Origin of the sequence: Duncaniella muris (assembly GCF_003024805.1) — a bacterium.
GTDB classification, from domain to species: Bacteria; Bacteroidota; Bacteroidia; order Bacteroidales; family Muribaculaceae; genus Duncaniella; species Duncaniella muris.
Genome location: NZ_PUEC01000021.1, coordinates 22,840 through 37,094 on the forward strand (window position 1 = coordinate 22,840; position 14,255 = coordinate 37,094).

The 14,255-nt window shown below is 53.1% G+C and carries 11 protein-coding genes; 7 read left to right on the top strand and 4 right to left on the bottom strand.

All coding sequences use genetic code 11. The annotated features are described in order from the left end of the window. Positions 1-322: 322 nt before the first annotated feature. The 6 genes from C5O23_RS09595 to nqrF are packed head-to-tail and all read left to right on the top strand — an operon-like array spanning position 323 to position 6,293. Positions 323-1,666 carry a Na(+)-translocating NADH-quinone reductase subunit A gene (locus C5O23_RS09595; RefSeq protein ID WP_107032729.1) on the top strand — a complete coding sequence of 448 codons (1,344 nt, stop codon included), beginning with the start codon at positions 323-325 and terminating at the stop codon, positions 1,664-1,666. 29 nt (positions 1,667-1,695) lie between these two features. Continuing rightward, positions 1,696-2,904: an NADH:ubiquinone reductase (Na(+)-transporting) subunit B gene (locus C5O23_RS09600; RefSeq protein WP_107032730.1), complete on the top strand. Its 1,209-nt coding sequence runs from the start codon at positions 1,696-1,698 to the stop codon at positions 2,902-2,904. A 45-nt stretch (positions 2,905-2,949) separates the two neighbouring features. After that, positions 2,950-3,666, top strand: coding sequence for an NADH:ubiquinone reductase (Na(+)-transporting) subunit C (gene nqrC / locus C5O23_RS09605; RefSeq protein ID WP_107032731.1), 717 nt, complete (start codon positions 2,950-2,952; stop codon positions 3,664-3,666). A 32-nt stretch (positions 3,667-3,698) separates the two neighbouring features. Next, entirely contained in the window at positions 3,699-4,325 is a 627-nt protein-coding gene (locus C5O23_RS09610; protein ID WP_107032732.1) for an NADH:ubiquinone reductase (Na(+)-transporting) subunit D, read from the top strand. A 49-nt stretch (positions 4,326-4,374) separates the two neighbouring features. Continuing rightward, on the top strand, positions 4,375-4,992 hold the full coding sequence (gene nqrE / locus C5O23_RS09615; protein WP_107032733.1) for an NADH:ubiquinone reductase (Na(+)-transporting) subunit E: 618 nt from the start codon (positions 4,375-4,377) through the stop codon (positions 4,990-4,992). 35 nt (positions 4,993-5,027) lie between these two features. Continuing rightward, positions 5,028-6,293 carry an NADH:ubiquinone reductase (Na(+)-transporting) subunit F gene (gene nqrF, locus C5O23_RS09620; protein WP_107032734.1) on the top strand — a complete coding sequence of 422 codons (1,266 nt, stop codon included), beginning with the start codon at positions 5,028-5,030 and terminating at the stop codon, positions 6,291-6,293. Between the two features lie 119 nt (positions 6,294-6,412). On the opposite strand, the gene C5O23_RS09625 is transcribed toward nqrF, so the two are convergent. Next, the gene (locus C5O23_RS09625; protein WP_107032735.1) at positions 6,413-7,003 is read right to left on the bottom strand and encodes a nitroreductase family protein; all 591 of its coding nucleotides are present in this window, start codon (positions 7,001-7,003) and stop codon (positions 6,413-6,415) included. 68 nt (positions 7,004-7,071) lie between these two features. On the opposite strand from C5O23_RS09625, the gene C5O23_RS09630 reads away from it, so the two are divergent. Further along, positions 7,072-8,352 (top strand): O-acetylhomoserine aminocarboxypropyltransferase/cysteine synthase family protein, encoded by a 1,281-nt coding sequence (locus tag C5O23_RS09630; RefSeq protein WP_107032736.1) that lies wholly within the window; start codon positions 7,072-7,074, stop codon positions 8,350-8,352. 107 nt (positions 8,353-8,459) lie between these two features. Here C5O23_RS09630 and C5O23_RS09635 read toward each other — a convergent pair whose 3' ends face one another. The 3 genes from C5O23_RS09635 to C5O23_RS09645 form a co-directional block, all read right to left on the bottom strand. After that, positions 8,460-9,890, bottom strand: a complete 1,431-nt coding sequence (locus C5O23_RS09635; protein WP_107032737.1) for a sialate O-acetylesterase — start codon at positions 9,888-9,890, stop codon at positions 8,460-8,462. A 5-nt stretch (positions 9,891-9,895) separates the two neighbouring features. After that, positions 9,896-11,479, bottom strand: a complete 1,584-nt coding sequence (locus tag C5O23_RS09640) for a glycoside hydrolase family 43 protein (protein ID WP_107032738.1) — start codon at positions 11,477-11,479, stop codon at positions 9,896-9,898. Between the two features lie 217 nt (positions 11,480-11,696). Next, positions 11,697-14,078, bottom strand: a complete 2,382-nt coding sequence (locus C5O23_RS09645) for a TIM-barrel domain-containing protein (protein ID WP_107032739.1) — start codon at positions 14,076-14,078, stop codon at positions 11,697-11,699. Positions 14,079-14,255: the final 177 nt, after the last annotated feature.

A 14,255-nucleotide genomic window follows, 5' to 3' on the forward strand; every position in this document is an offset into this window, starting at 1 on the left:
TGGTTATTAGTTTTGATGATTGAATAGGTTCAGAGATAGTAGAGGCTATATCGGACCTTGGTTATGGCTTCGAATTTAAGGCTCTGTCAATGGTGTTTTGTAAACGATATTGCAAAATTATAAGGAAATTTCGGTGTTTGCAAACGTTTTGCTTCTTTTTTTCAGTGCGGTGCGCTTAAAATGTAAAGGAAAGTTGAGCCGGGATTTCGCTTTTTAATTATTTGTGATTATTTTACTTAAACATGATTAAGAAATATCCAAATCTATTTACTATCTTTGTGCCTTACAATTTCTAATAAAGGTATAATTTATATTTCTAAGGATGAGAAGGACTGTCAGCCTAACTAAAGGCTTAAACCTTAATCTTGAAGGTGGCTTGACCTCTAAGGAGTCCGTCGGAAAGGCCTGTGTGGGCCGTGTGGCCGTAGTGCCTGACGATTTTCCGGGATTTGTGCCTAAACTTGACGTCAAGGAAGGCGATAAGGTCAGCATCGGTTCGCCTCTGCTTCACGACAAAAATGATCCGTCGGTCAGACTTGTGGCTCCTGCCGCAGGTGTGGTTGAGGCTGTCGTGCGTGGAGCGCGCCGTAAGATCGAACGAGTGGTAATTGCCGTGGATGCGGCTGAGTGTCAGGCCGAGACCCGCGAGCCTTTTGCCGGTGCCGATGCCGACACCGTGCGCCGGGCTCTTGCCGAAAGCGGCCTGTGGGCCATGATGCGCCAGCGCCCGTTTGATGTTGTGCCTAATTCGGCAGTGAAGCCGAAGGCGATAATGGTGACCGCAATGGACACTGCTCCGCTGGCTCTTTCGCTTGAAGAGTCGGTCAAAGGAAAGACGGCCGAGCTGAAGGCCGGTATTGACGTGCTGCGGACTCTCTGCAGCGGCCCTATATATATAGGTGTGGAAAAAGGATCTTCGCTGCCTGATTCCGATGGGGTGGAGATGGTGGAATTCCCGCGTCTGCATCCGGCCGGAAATGCCGGAGTGCAGATTGCCAACATTGATCCGGTCAACAAGGGCGAGGTTGTGCTGACTCTCGATATTGTGACGCTTGTCCGGATCGGGTCGCTTGCGCTGACAGGGAAGCCTGACTGGACTGTCGAAGTGGCTGTGACCGGAAGCGAGGTTGAGCGTCCGCATGTAGTGACAGCAGTTGCCGGTGCCGGGATGGATGCTCTTGTCGGCGGCAATGTCAAGGTTGACGGGCGGCATCACCGTGTGATTTCCGGAAATGTACTGACCGGAGTGCCGGTAGGCGAGGACGGTTTTCTGCGTTATCCCTACCGTCAGGTTACGGTTATTCCCGAAGGTGATGATGCCGACGAGTTCATGGGCTGGGCTTCGATGAGCCCGTCGAAGATGAGTGTAAGCCCGTCGTTCATCGGCCGTTTCCTCAGGCGTAAATTTTCGCCCGACGCACGTCTCAACGGCGGACGCCGCGCCATGATCATGTCAGGAGAATATGACAAGGTATTCCCTATGGATATCCTTCCGGAATATCTGGTCAAAGCTATTCTCGCGAAAGATATCGACCGCATGGAGGCTCTGGGCATCTATGAGGTGGCTCCGGAAGATTTCGCTCTTGCCGAATATGTCGATCCGTCGAAGCTGGAACTTCAGAAAATTGTCCGCGAGGGTCTTGACTATCTCCGAAACGAAGTCTGACGATTGTTTTTAGATTCAACATTTCAACAATGAAAGCGCTAAGAAATTATCTTAACAGGATCAAACCGAATTTCGAGCCTGATGGAAAGCTGCATGCTTTCCGCAGTGTGTTCGACGGGTTTGAGACCTTTCTTTACACCCCGAACTCTACATCCACATCGGGAGTCAATATCCATGACAGCCTTGACTCCAAGCGAGTGATGATCATAGTGGTGCTCGCACTGATGCCCTGCCTGCTTTTCGGCATGTATAACACCGGCTATCAGAACTGGCTGGCAGCCGGCGCGGCATCGTTCCCGTTCTGGCAGATCATGGCCTATGGATTCCTTACAGTGCTCCCGCGCATTGTGGTGGCCTACGCAGTAGGTCTCGGCATTGAATTCGTGGTTGCCCAATGGCGTCGCGAGGAGATCCAGGAAGGCTTCCTTGTAACCGGCATCCTTATCCCGCTGATATGCCCGATAGAGACTCCGCTGTGGATGCTTGCCGTGGCCACGGCCTTCTCGGTTATCTTTGTCAAGGAGGTGTTTGGCGGCACAGGCTATAATATATTCAATGTGGCCCTCGTGACCCGCGCCGTCCTCTTCTTCGGCTATCCGGCCCAGATGAGCGGCGACAAAGTGTTCGTGTCGACCAACTCTATCTGCGGTCTTGGCTATGACCTGCCAGATGCTTTTTCTGGAGCCACTCCTCTGGGACAGATCGCCTCGTTCAGCGGCGGCGACCTTGAGCTGCTCAACCTTCAGGGCAATGTGATCAGCTCCTGGGATGCTTTTCTCGGTCTGATCCCCGGATCATTCGGCGAGACATCCACGCTGGCCATTCTTATCGGAGCTGTCATATTGCTTGCCACCGGCATCGCCTCCTGGCGTATCATGCTGAGCGTGGTGGCCGGCGGGTTGCTGATGGGATGGATTGCAAACGTATTCGCCACCCCGACTTATCCGGCTTCGTTCCTTTCGCCTGCCGACCAGCTTCTGTTCGGCGGTTTCGCCTTTGCGGCTGTCTTCATGGCCACAGATCCGGTGACCGCGGCCAGAACAAATGCCGGCAAGTATTTCTACGGGCTCCTTGTGGGCGTGATGGCCATAATCATCCGTACCTACAACAACGGTTATCCCGAAGGCGCCATGTTGGCAGTGCTTCTGGCCAACGCTCTTGCGCCTCTGATTGACCATTGTGTGGTTCAGCTCAACGTGGCCCGTCGCATGCGCCGTCTGCGCCAGAGCGCCGAATGAGGCTCTGAAATTTTGCATTAACGTTCACTTCATCCATTAACAGCAATGAACAAGCAAAGCAATACATACACCATTATATATATAATAGTACTTGTCATCGTCGTCGGGACGGCACTGGCGGCCACAGCGCTCGCACTGCGCCCGCGTCAGCAGGAGAATGTCAACGCCGATAAAATGGCGCAGATTCTTGCGGCAGCCATGATCACGCCTGAAAAAGACAGGATTGTGGCCGACTTTGACCGTTATATCACATCGCAGTTTGTGGTCAACGAGCGCGGCGAGACTCTTGACAATGTCAAGGCTTTCGATGTTGATGTGGCCACGCAGGCAAAACTTGCCCCTGACCGCAGAGAACTCCCGGTCTATGTCTGCACCGTTTCCGAAGGAGTACAGAAATACATTCTTCCGGTCTACGGCGCCGGCCTCTGGGGCCCGATCTGGGGTTATGTGGCCTTCGATTCCGACGGCTCAACAATCTATGGCGCCTATTTTGCCCATCAGGGAGAGACTCCGGGACTTGGAGCTGAAATCGAGAAACCGGCTTTCAGCAGCCAGTTCGCAGGCAAACAGGTGTTCAAAGACGGCCGTTTCCGTCCTATCGCCGTAGTCAAGGCCGGCCAGGCTCCGCTTGACGGCGAAGACTATGTCGACGGAATTTCCGGTGGCACGATCACTTCAAAAGGAGTCGGATCAATGCTCGACAACTGTCTGACCCCCTATAAGAAATTTCTTCAGAACCTTTCGCAGCAGACAGTCAGATGAGATCTGCCGCGATGAAAAAACTTCTATAAGTCATGGCTGACAAAATCAAAGCAAAAGAGGTGCTTTTCAACCCTCTGTCAAAAAATAATCCCGTGGTGGTGCAGATCCTCGGTATCTGCTCTGTCCTTGCGGTCACTGCCAAACTTGAACCGTCAATCGTCATGGGTGTGTCGGTGATTGCCGTTCTGGCATTCGCCAACGTCATCATCTCGCTTCTTCGCAACACCATTCCGACAAACATCCGTATCATCGTGCAGCTCGTAGTGGTTGCCGGACTCGTGGTCATAGTCGATCAGGTGTTGAAAGCCTACGCCTATGATGCCTCCAAACAACTCTCGGTATTCATCGGACTCATCATCACCAACTGTATCCTTATGGGGCGTCTCGAAGCCTTCGCGATGGCCAACAAGCCCTGGCCTTCGTTTCTCGACGGTGTCGGCAACGGCATCGGCTATGCCGTCATCCTCGTCATAGTAGGTTTCTTCCGCGAACTCTTGGGCAGCGGAACTCTTCTGGGCTATCAGGTGATACCGCAGAGCTTCTACAATGCCGGATATGTCAACAACGGTCTGATGATCCTTCCCCCGATGGCTCTGATCCTCGTAGCCTGCATCATCTGGGTGCAGCGTTCCTACAACAAGGATCTCCAGGAGGATTGATCTCTGAGTGTTCGCTAAAAATAGTGTTTACAGTTTAAAACTATCAGAGTTGGAAAATTTAAATATCTTCATACGGTCGATATTCATCGACAATATGATTTTCGCCTACTTCCTCGGCATGTGTTCATTCATTGCCGTTTCGAAGAACGTAAAGACGGCTTTCGGACTTGGCGTGGCTGTGACTTTCATGCTTGTGGTCACTCTGCCGGTCAACTACCTTCTGCAGACCTACGTGCTTAGCGCCGGCGCACTCTCATGGCTCGGTCCGGAATACGCCGACGTGGATCTCAGCTTCCTTTCGCTCATAATGTTCATCGCCGTCATAGCCTCGATGACACAGCTTGTCGAAATGACGGTAGAGAAATACAGCCCCGCGCTTTACTCGTCGCTCGGCATCTTCCTGCCCCTTATCGCAGTGAACTGTGCCATTCTCGGCGGCTCGCTCTTCATGCAGCAGCGTGATTTCCCCTCGGTCTGGACCGCAGTCTGTGCAGGTGGCGGCTGGGGGCTCGGCTGGCTGCTGGCTATCACTGCCATCGCTGCCATACGCGAGCGTCTTGCCACATACTCTAACATTCCGAAACCACTGCGCGGAGTGGGCATCACTTTCATCCTCACCGCACTGATGGGCATAGCCTTCATGAGCTTCCTCGGAATCAAGATCTGATTTACTAACCCTTGTTATTACTGAATTTCACAGATATGCTGACAATACTCTCAGGCGTTTGCATCTTTCTGATCATCACACTTTTTCTTGTGATGATTCTGCTGCTCGCCAAGAAATATCTTGTCCATTCGGGCAAAGTAAAGATCACGATTAACAACGATACTGTTGTGGAAGCCGACTCAGGCAAAGCTCTGCTCTCAACACTCGCTGACGAAAACATCTTCCTCCCCTCGGCCTGTGGCGGAAAAGGAAGTTGCGGACAGTGCAAATGTCAGGTCTTTTCAGGTGGCGGTGACATACTTCCTACTGAAAAGGTGCACTTCTCACGCAAACAGCAGCAGGACCATTGGCGCCTCGGTTGCCAGGTAAAGGTGAAGGAAGATTGCTCTATCGGCATTCCGGCCTCTGCGCTTGACGTCAAGGAATGGGAATGCGAGGTGATCTCAAACCGCAATGTGGCCACCTTCATCAAGGAGTTCATTGTGGCTCTTCCTGAAGGCGCCCACATGGATTTCATCCCCGGTTCATATGCACAGATCAAGATCCCAACCTTCGATATGGACTATGACAAAGACATTGACAAGGATTCGATCGGTGCCGAATATCTTCCCGCATGGGAAAAATTCGGGCTTTTCGGACTGAAATGCCGTAATACAGAGACTACCGTCCGCGCCTATTCGATGGCCAACTATCCGGAAGAAGGCGACCGCATCATGCTGACAGTCCGCATCGCCACTCCACCTTTCAAGCCGAAACCCCAGGTGGGATTCCAGGATGTGATGCCGGGTATCGCTTCGAGCTACATCTTCACCCTCAAGCCCGGCGACAAGGTGCGCATGAGCGGTCCTTACGGCGATTTCCACCCGATTGTCGATTCAAAGGCCGAGATGATGTGGATAGGCGGCGGCGCAGGTATGGCCCCGCTTCGCGCGCAGATCATGTGGCTCACCAAGACGCTCCAGACCCGCGACCGCGTGATGAACTATTTCTACGGAGCCCGTGCGCTCAACGAGGTGTTCTATCTCGACGATTTCATGCAGCTTGAAAAGGACTTCCCCAACTTCAAGTTCCATCTCGCTCTTGACCGCCCAGATCCGGCAGCTGATGCCGCAGGAGTGAAATACACCGCCGGATTTGTTCATCAGGTGATCTATGAGACATATCTCAAGGACCATCCAGATCCGGAAGATATCGAATACTATATGTGTGGCCCCGGCCCGATGAGCGCCGCCGTCAACAAGATGCTCGATGATCTTGGCGTTGATCCCGAATCTGTCCACTATGACAACTTCGGAGGCTGACCGCTGAAGATCTCAGGCACTGAAAATACAAAGCCATCGGCAGTATCCATGTCAGGATTCAGCCGATGGCCTTGCATTTTGTGGCGGTCTTGTGAGACGGCGCTGCCGCAGGGTTTGTTTCAGCTGATGATAAGTTCTTCCAAAGGCCGTTTGGGCACGATGTGGACATCTGCGTCATCACGGAAGTAGCGGATGTCTGCCTGGCTTGTACCGTCAGTGGATATGATTTCGACTTTTTCAGCCGGATAGCCTAAAGCAAGCACATATAAAGGCTTGTATCGTTCAGGTATCGCGAGCGATCGTACCACCTCGGCTGCATTGAACGCTTTTATTATGCAACCGTTGATTCCGAGGGCAGAGGCTCCGAGTGTCAGGGCTTCAAGATGAAGCCCGTCGTCACACAGGCAGTTGCCTGCCAGTTCCGTGTCGAGGCATTGCACAAGATAGGCCGTCGGGCGTTCCTCCTCTGACGGACCGGCCCAGTCAGTCAGATAGCCGGCCCATTTCAGAGCCGGAAACAGACCTCCGCACTCCTCAGGTGTGCTGACAAGGCGATAGCGCAGAGGCTGCATGTTGCGGGCCGATGCGCAGTAGCGGGTCAGTTCGACCAATTGCTTCAGAATTTCTGCGCCGACAGACTTTGAACCGTCGAAACGGCGCACGGAGCGGTTGCTTTTCAGAAGATCTCTGAGATTGTCAAAAGTTATCATGGACAAAAGCCGGTTACGGAGTTGCTAAAATTTTATTACCTTTGCAAAAATACTTAATAATAACAATAATGTCAAATAAACTTAACAGCGGTACTATTTGTGTGCAGGGCGGTTGGAAGCCTGAAAACGGGCAGCCCCGTGTCTTGCCGATCATTCAGAGCACAACCTTCAAATATTCAAGTTCCGAACAGATGGCCAGGCTTTTCGACCTTGAGGAAAGCGGTTATTTCTATACACGTCTTGCCAACCCCACAAATGATGCCGTAGCGGCAAAGATAGCCGAACTTGAGGGCGGTGTGGCTGCGATACTGACATCTTCAGGCCAGGCCGCAAACTTCTATGCCGTGTTCAACATCTGTCAGAGCGGCGATCATTTCGTCTGCTCATCGGCAATATATGGAGGCACATTCAACCTTTTTGCCGTGACAATGAAGAAAATGGGCATTGACTGCACTTTCATCAGCCCGAATTCTACGGAAGAGGAAATCGCTGCGGCTTTCCGGCCCAACACAAAGCTGCTTTTCGGCGAGACTATCTCCAATCCGAGCAATGATGTGCTTGACATTGAGAAATTTGCCAAAGTGGCCCATGCCAACGGTGTGCCGCTGATTGTCGACAATACATTCGCCACGCCCATCAACTGCCGCCCGTTTGAGTGGGGCGCGGACATCGTGACACATTCCACTTCTAAATATATGGACGGCCATGCCACAAGCGTAGGCGGAGCCATAGTGGACAGCGGTAACTTTGACTGGGATGCCTATGCCGATAAATTTCCGGGCCTGACCACTCCTGACGAATCATATCACGGACTCACATACACCAAGGCTTTCGGGAAGGGTGCGTTTATCACCAAGGCCACAGCTCAGCTGATGCGCGATCTCGGATCAATTCCTTCGCCACACAATTCGTTTCTGCTCAACATCGGTCTTGAAACCCTGCATCTTCGTGTGCCCCGTCATTGCGAGAACGCACAGAAGGTGGCCGAATGGCTTGAAAAGCACCCGAAAGTCAGCTGGGTGAACTATGCCGGGCTGCCGGGCAACAAGTATTATGAACTCGCCCGGAAGCAGATGCCGCAGGGCACTTGCGGTGTGATCTCGTTCGGACTTAAGGGTTCGCGCGAAGATGCGATAGAGTTTATGGACAAACTCCGGTTTATCGCTATAGTGACCCATGTGGCTGATGCCAGGACCTGTGTCCTGCATCCTGCAAGCCATACCCACCGCCAGCTGACCGACGAGCAGCTGAGAGAAGCCGGCGTAGCTCCGGATCTCGTGCGACTGTCGGTAGGCATCGAGGATATCGACGACATTCTTAATGATCTCGATCAGGCGCTCGCAGACTAACAGGATATAGCAAAGGCCGTAACACATACAAGCTTCATAAAGCGTGTGTTACGGCCTTGTTTTTTTAGGATCTGTCCGGCAGATGCAGGAGGGTGGGGCGGCGGAGCTTACTCCCAGTCATCGGTCCGAAACGGAATCAGGGGCAGATAGTTGCCGGCATGTAGATTGCCCGGCATGAAATCGCGCCAGCCGTAGCGGACAGCCACCGGTTGCGGCACCTCTTTGCTTGAAACCACCATTTCGTTTGTCTGCCAGTGGAGCCACACGGAATCGGCCGGGTGGAAGACTTTGTCAGCACCTGCAACCTCAAAGCCCTGTATGTCATAGTTGCGGCAGATGCCGTCACAAGGAGAGTCTATAGCAACCCATGCGGCTCCGTCTTTGAATTTGTGGCTTTTATAGCGTGGACTTTCTACCGGGAACTGCTTTTTGCCGTAAGTCTTGTTAAGCACAAGGTCACACAGACGCTTGCCTACAGCCGCTTTGTCGGCCGGATGGATGTTGAAACGTTCATAAGGCTTTACGAGATCGTTCGTGCAGATGATTCCGCTGTTCGGAATCCGCTCCACGGCTTTCCGCTGAGCCTCGCGTAGCAGAGGCGCTTTGCCTTGCTCAGAAGGGTCGCCGTATTCATACGGTGCGATCTCAACACTGTAAAACGGAATGTCGCCGATGGCTATCCGGTCTCTCCAATGTTTCACCATAGCCTCAAGCCGTTCGGCATAGGTCTGCCAGGTGGATACGTTGGAGCAACCCTGATACCACAGGATACCTTTATAGGTGTAGTTGCTGATGGGTACAAACATAGCGTTATACATCAGCATCGGGCGCAGGTAGTGGACCATCGGTTCGATGTCTTTCGGATCGAGCGACACATCCTTGTATGTCTCAAGCAGCTCTCTGGGAGTCCAGCTTTCAACTTTGGCACCGCCATAAGCCGCACTGACAATGCCCACCGGCACATCAAGCACGTCGCTCATGCGCTTGGCCAGATGCCATGCGAGTGCGCTGAATTCTGTCGAGGTTTCAGGTGACGGTACAGCCCATGAGGCATTGACGGTGTCAACCGGAGTATAGCTCTGGGTCAGGGGCACGGTGAAAAATCTGACTTTGTCGGCCTGCCGGCGTGAAGACGCAATCTCATCATATCCGCCTTCGGTGCAGCAGCCGGGAAATCCTTTCAGCGGCATCTGCATGTTGGACTGTCCGGAAGCCAGCCAGACTTCACCGACGAGCACGTTGCCGACCGTTATCGGCTCGCCGTCAGAAATCGTGATGGTGTGCTTGTCGAAACTGCCGCCGGGGGTGTCAATGGCCAGGCACCACTGGCCGGTGCGGTCAGTGGTGGTTGAGTAGGGCTTGTTGTTCCATGACGGAGTCACGGTCACAGTCGATCCCGGATCGGCGCTGCCGAATATGCGTGCGCTGGCATTCTGCTGAAGCACCATGTTGTCACTGATCATAGCCGAAGGCCTGACCTTTGCCGAGGCTCCTCCTGCAGTCAGCGCAAGAGCGAGGGCTATTAAAGAAGTTCTCATTTATTTTATTCTGATTTAGGAATGTAGTCGAAATAGTCAAAAATTCCGTCTCCGTGATTGTCGGGCGAGACGGCATATAGCCCGATGAATGTGCCGGTGAATCCTCCGGCGGTTTCGGTTGAGAGATAGCGGGTGTTCATCTTTCCGAGCTCCTGAAAGCTCTTGCCTCCGTCAGTTGATGCGGAGAAACTGTAGACAGTCGGGCTTGCGGTAACGCGCAGTATCGCCTTTTTGCAGTCATGCGGGAGTGAGAGTTCCTTTTCGATATGGGTCAGTTCGTTAAGCCGGTATCTGAGCGCGACCGTTTTGCTCCCGTCGGTTTTCTGAGTGACGAACATGTCATAGTGCGACGGCTCGGAGGCGAATACCGTCAGGCCGGCTTCGCTCCCGGCCGATGGATTCTCAAGGCTGACAGATGTAGTTGCCGTGAAATTGATATGCTCCTGACGGCGTAACAGCATTGTCGGTGATTCGGTCGTGCTATCCGGTCCGGCGGAGGTGCCTTTGAGTTTCAGACTGCCTTTGCCATAGCTGTAGTTGCCGGTCACCGGATTTCTGAGCCACACCCATTCGTGGCCGAGAGTCTTGCTGTCGAAATTGTCGCGCTGCTTTTTGGGAGGGAGCGGACTGAGCGGCAATGTCGGCACATCCATGTCAAGGCTGATGATTCCGTTGCCGTTGACCACAGGCCAGGCGTTTTCGTCCCATCGTACCGGAGCAAGATAAGTCTCGCGTCCGAGAAGATGGTGCGCGCCGTTCTGCTGGCGGAATCCGAGACATACCAGCCACCATGATCCGTCAGGAGCCTGGACGAGATCGGCATGTCCGGTTCCCTGGATGGGGTTGGCCTGTCCAGCCCGGTTGAAATGAGTGAGTATCGGATTTGCCGGATTGGCTGTGTAAGGCCCGGCTATGTCACGGCTGCGGGCTATGGTCACACTGTGGCCCGGTTCGGTGCCTCCTTCGGCTATCAACAGATAATACCAGCCGTCTTTTTTGTAAATGTGCGGTGCTTCGGGATATCGACCGCCTGTTCCGTCCCATATGTGCCGGCTTTCACTCAGCTGCTCTCCGCTGAGCGGGTTGATCTCACACAGCCATATGCCGTTGTCAGGATTGCTGACCATGTAGCATCGGCCGTCCTCGAAATATAGCGATGGATCAATGCCTCCCTGCCTGAGCCACACCGGATCACTCCAGCCTTTTGCCGGATCGGTGGTGTGCACGAGAAAATTTCCTTTGTCCGAGACATTGGTGGTGATCATATAGAACCGTCCGTTGTCATATCTGATAGTCGGGGCATAGATACCGCCCCAGACAGAGGCGCCTTTGAGATTCAGCTGACTTTCGCGGTCAAGCACGTGGCCTGTCTGCTGCCAGTTGACAAGGTCTTTGCTGTGATAGAGGGGCACTCCCGGAAAATAGCAGAATGACGAGTTCACAAGATAAAAATCATCACCGACTGCCACTACTGAAGGGTCGGGATGAAAACCCGGTATCACCGGATTGCGATAGCCGTCGGCCCTGGAGCCGAACGGCAGCAGAAGAGAAGCCGACAGTGTCAGCGAGAAGAGTATGCACTGTTTCATGTCTATGATAGGTTATTGACTTTTGGCACATTAGCGGCATAATGCCGATGCAATCGCGAAGTTACGAAAAAAAAGTGATTTTATCGCATCTCGGAGGCATTGAGTTTTGGGCACACGTCAGCACGAGAAGATTGCATGATGTAATCCGTAAAAAAAAAGCCCATGAACTGTGGCGCTTGGCCATTGGTCATGGACTTTTTTTGGGGGGGGAGACTGTTTAGCGGATATGTATTGCCAGAGGTTTGTCAACGTTCCATTTGATTTTGAATGTCAGCATGGATTCGCTGCGGTCAAATTTCCATGCTCCGCGTTTCAGCTTGTGTCCGTCAACGCTGACTGATGAAGGGTCGCCGTCAACAAGATGGATCCGGAATGTCAGATCTTTGACTTTCGGCGCTCCCGGATATGTGCCTTGTGACGAGATGTCAAGATTTATCCCTTCAATGGAGGCTTCGCCGGTGAAATTTATGAGAGAATAAGCTCCTTCATCGAGTGAGCCGGGCGATTTGCGGTCATCTTCAAACAGAGTGTATTCCGATTTGCCGAGATACGGATAGTAGTTTATCGTATAACGGTCGGTTCGGTAGTCTTCAGTCGACTGCATGCCATAGTCGGCCTGCGGGATGATGGCACCTGCGCGGACAAAGAGTGGGAGCACTTCAAGTGGCGCGGGATAGGTGACGGTATCTCCGCCGTTGTAAAGTCTGCCTGGATTGTTGTAGTCAACCCAGAGGCCATCGGGGAAGACAATGCTGCGCCGGGTTGCGCCCTGGGTCATGACCGGAGCCACGAGGATGTCGCGTCCCCAGAGATATTCATCTGTGATGTCATCGAATCTGTCGGATCCGGGACTGTAGAAATTGAGCGGGCGCACAAGGGGCAGACCCTGCGAGGCATTTTCGTAGGCCAGAGTGTAGTTGTATGGCAGCCATCTGTAGCGTTCCTTGATCAGGGGCAGGATTATGTGCTGTTGGTCCGGATAATTGTAAGGTTCTGCCGTAGCCTGGGCATGAGTGCGGAGGATGGGAGAGAAGGTGCCGAGCTGGAGCCACCGCACATACAGTTCGGGATCATAGGGAGCATCCGGGTCGATTGCAAAACCGCCCACATCGTGGCTCATGTAGCCCAGGCCGCTGAGCCCGGAGTTGAGCATGATGGTGATCTGCGGCTGCAGTCCGCCCCAGGAGCGGGATACATCAGTTGACCAGGGGTAGACGCTGTAGCGCTGCAGGCCTGTAGTGCCTCCGCGCATCATGGTCATTAGCCTGCGGTCTGGAAACTCCGAGGCAAACAGGTCAGATATGACTGATGACCAGTCGTTGCCGTAGAGATTATGGTATTCACGGGCGCTGAGTCCGTTGGCGTGTATGCCGGTTTCAGGGTGCACTTCGGGTTCGCCGAGATCGCCCCACCAGCCTCCGACACCTTCAAGGGTAAGAGCCTTGTAGCGCTCGCTCAGCCACGACCTGGTGTCAGGATTAGAGACATCAAACATGCCGCCTTCGCCGACCCAAATTTTGACTTCCTGCGGGCCTCCGGTCGAATCCTTGACCAGGAGGCCTTTCGATGCAAGCTCATTGTAGTTTTCAAGACCGCGTCCGTTGCGGAGAATGTAGGGCTGGGATATGATGACCGTGTTTACACCGCGCTCTTTGAGATCGGCAAGCATTTTCTTATGGTCGGGCCACTGTTGCTGATCCCAGGCCAGACGCCCCATGTCTTCCTCTTTGCCGTACCAGTAGAGGTCGAGCACGATTCCGTCAAGCGGATAACCGGCCCGTTTGAGAGTGTCAACCACACCGAGAGTCTCCTGCTGGGTGTGATAGCCGTATTTTGAAGTTATGTATCCGAGGGCCCAGAACGGGGGCAGTTTCTGCCGGCCGGTAAGCGCTGACAGTTCTCGTGTCACTGAAGCGAGTGATCCGGCGCCGTTGATGAAATAATATGAAATTGGTGACCGTGATTCGCTTGTGTAGACAATCGGATTGGACATGATCATGCTGGCGGCTGCAAAGTCATCGAATACAACTGCATAGCCGTTTGACGAGAGAAACAGCGGCATTGTGATGTTCATCTGACGGATGCGTTCTTCGCCTGCGGTGTAGCCGTAGTTCTGTTTGTTGTACATCACAAGAGTGTCACCCGCAAGGTTGAAACTGTAGCCGCGTTCGCCTGCGCCGTAGAATGAACCTTCGCCTACGGTCGACAGTTCGAGCCGCCTCTGTCCGCCGGCGAGTGTGCGCAGACCGTTGTCACTGACTGATCGTTTCGGGCCGGCGCTGATGTCAACAGAGCCGGTCAGGCTGTCTACCCGGACAACTATTCCGCCTCCGGTTGTCATCACGCAGATGCCCGGAGCCGTGCTCACTGATGAAGTTCCGCTTTGGCCTTTCAATACCGAAGTGGCGGTTTCCGGCAAAGTCTCTCCGGCATTCCAGTTGCTAACTTTGATGATGTTGTCACTTACGGCGCTGACTCTGATGTGCTGTCCGCCCGGTGTCTGAAAACAGATCTCATTTTGCTGTGCGATGGCACAGTGAGGAATTACGCCGGCAAGCACAAGCGTGGCTATGGCCTTTATCTGACCGTTGATTTTCATATACTGATGTGTTTTAGACTGATGATAAAATTTTACGCGTCACAAATTTACAACAAATCATCAGAAAAAATCAAATGCCGGTTCTTAAATTTTCTTTCTCGGAATGGTTTCCGTGTTTTTGGTGAAAAAACAGAAAGACGGACAGCTGTTGAAAGCTTTCCGTCCTTCTTATGGGAT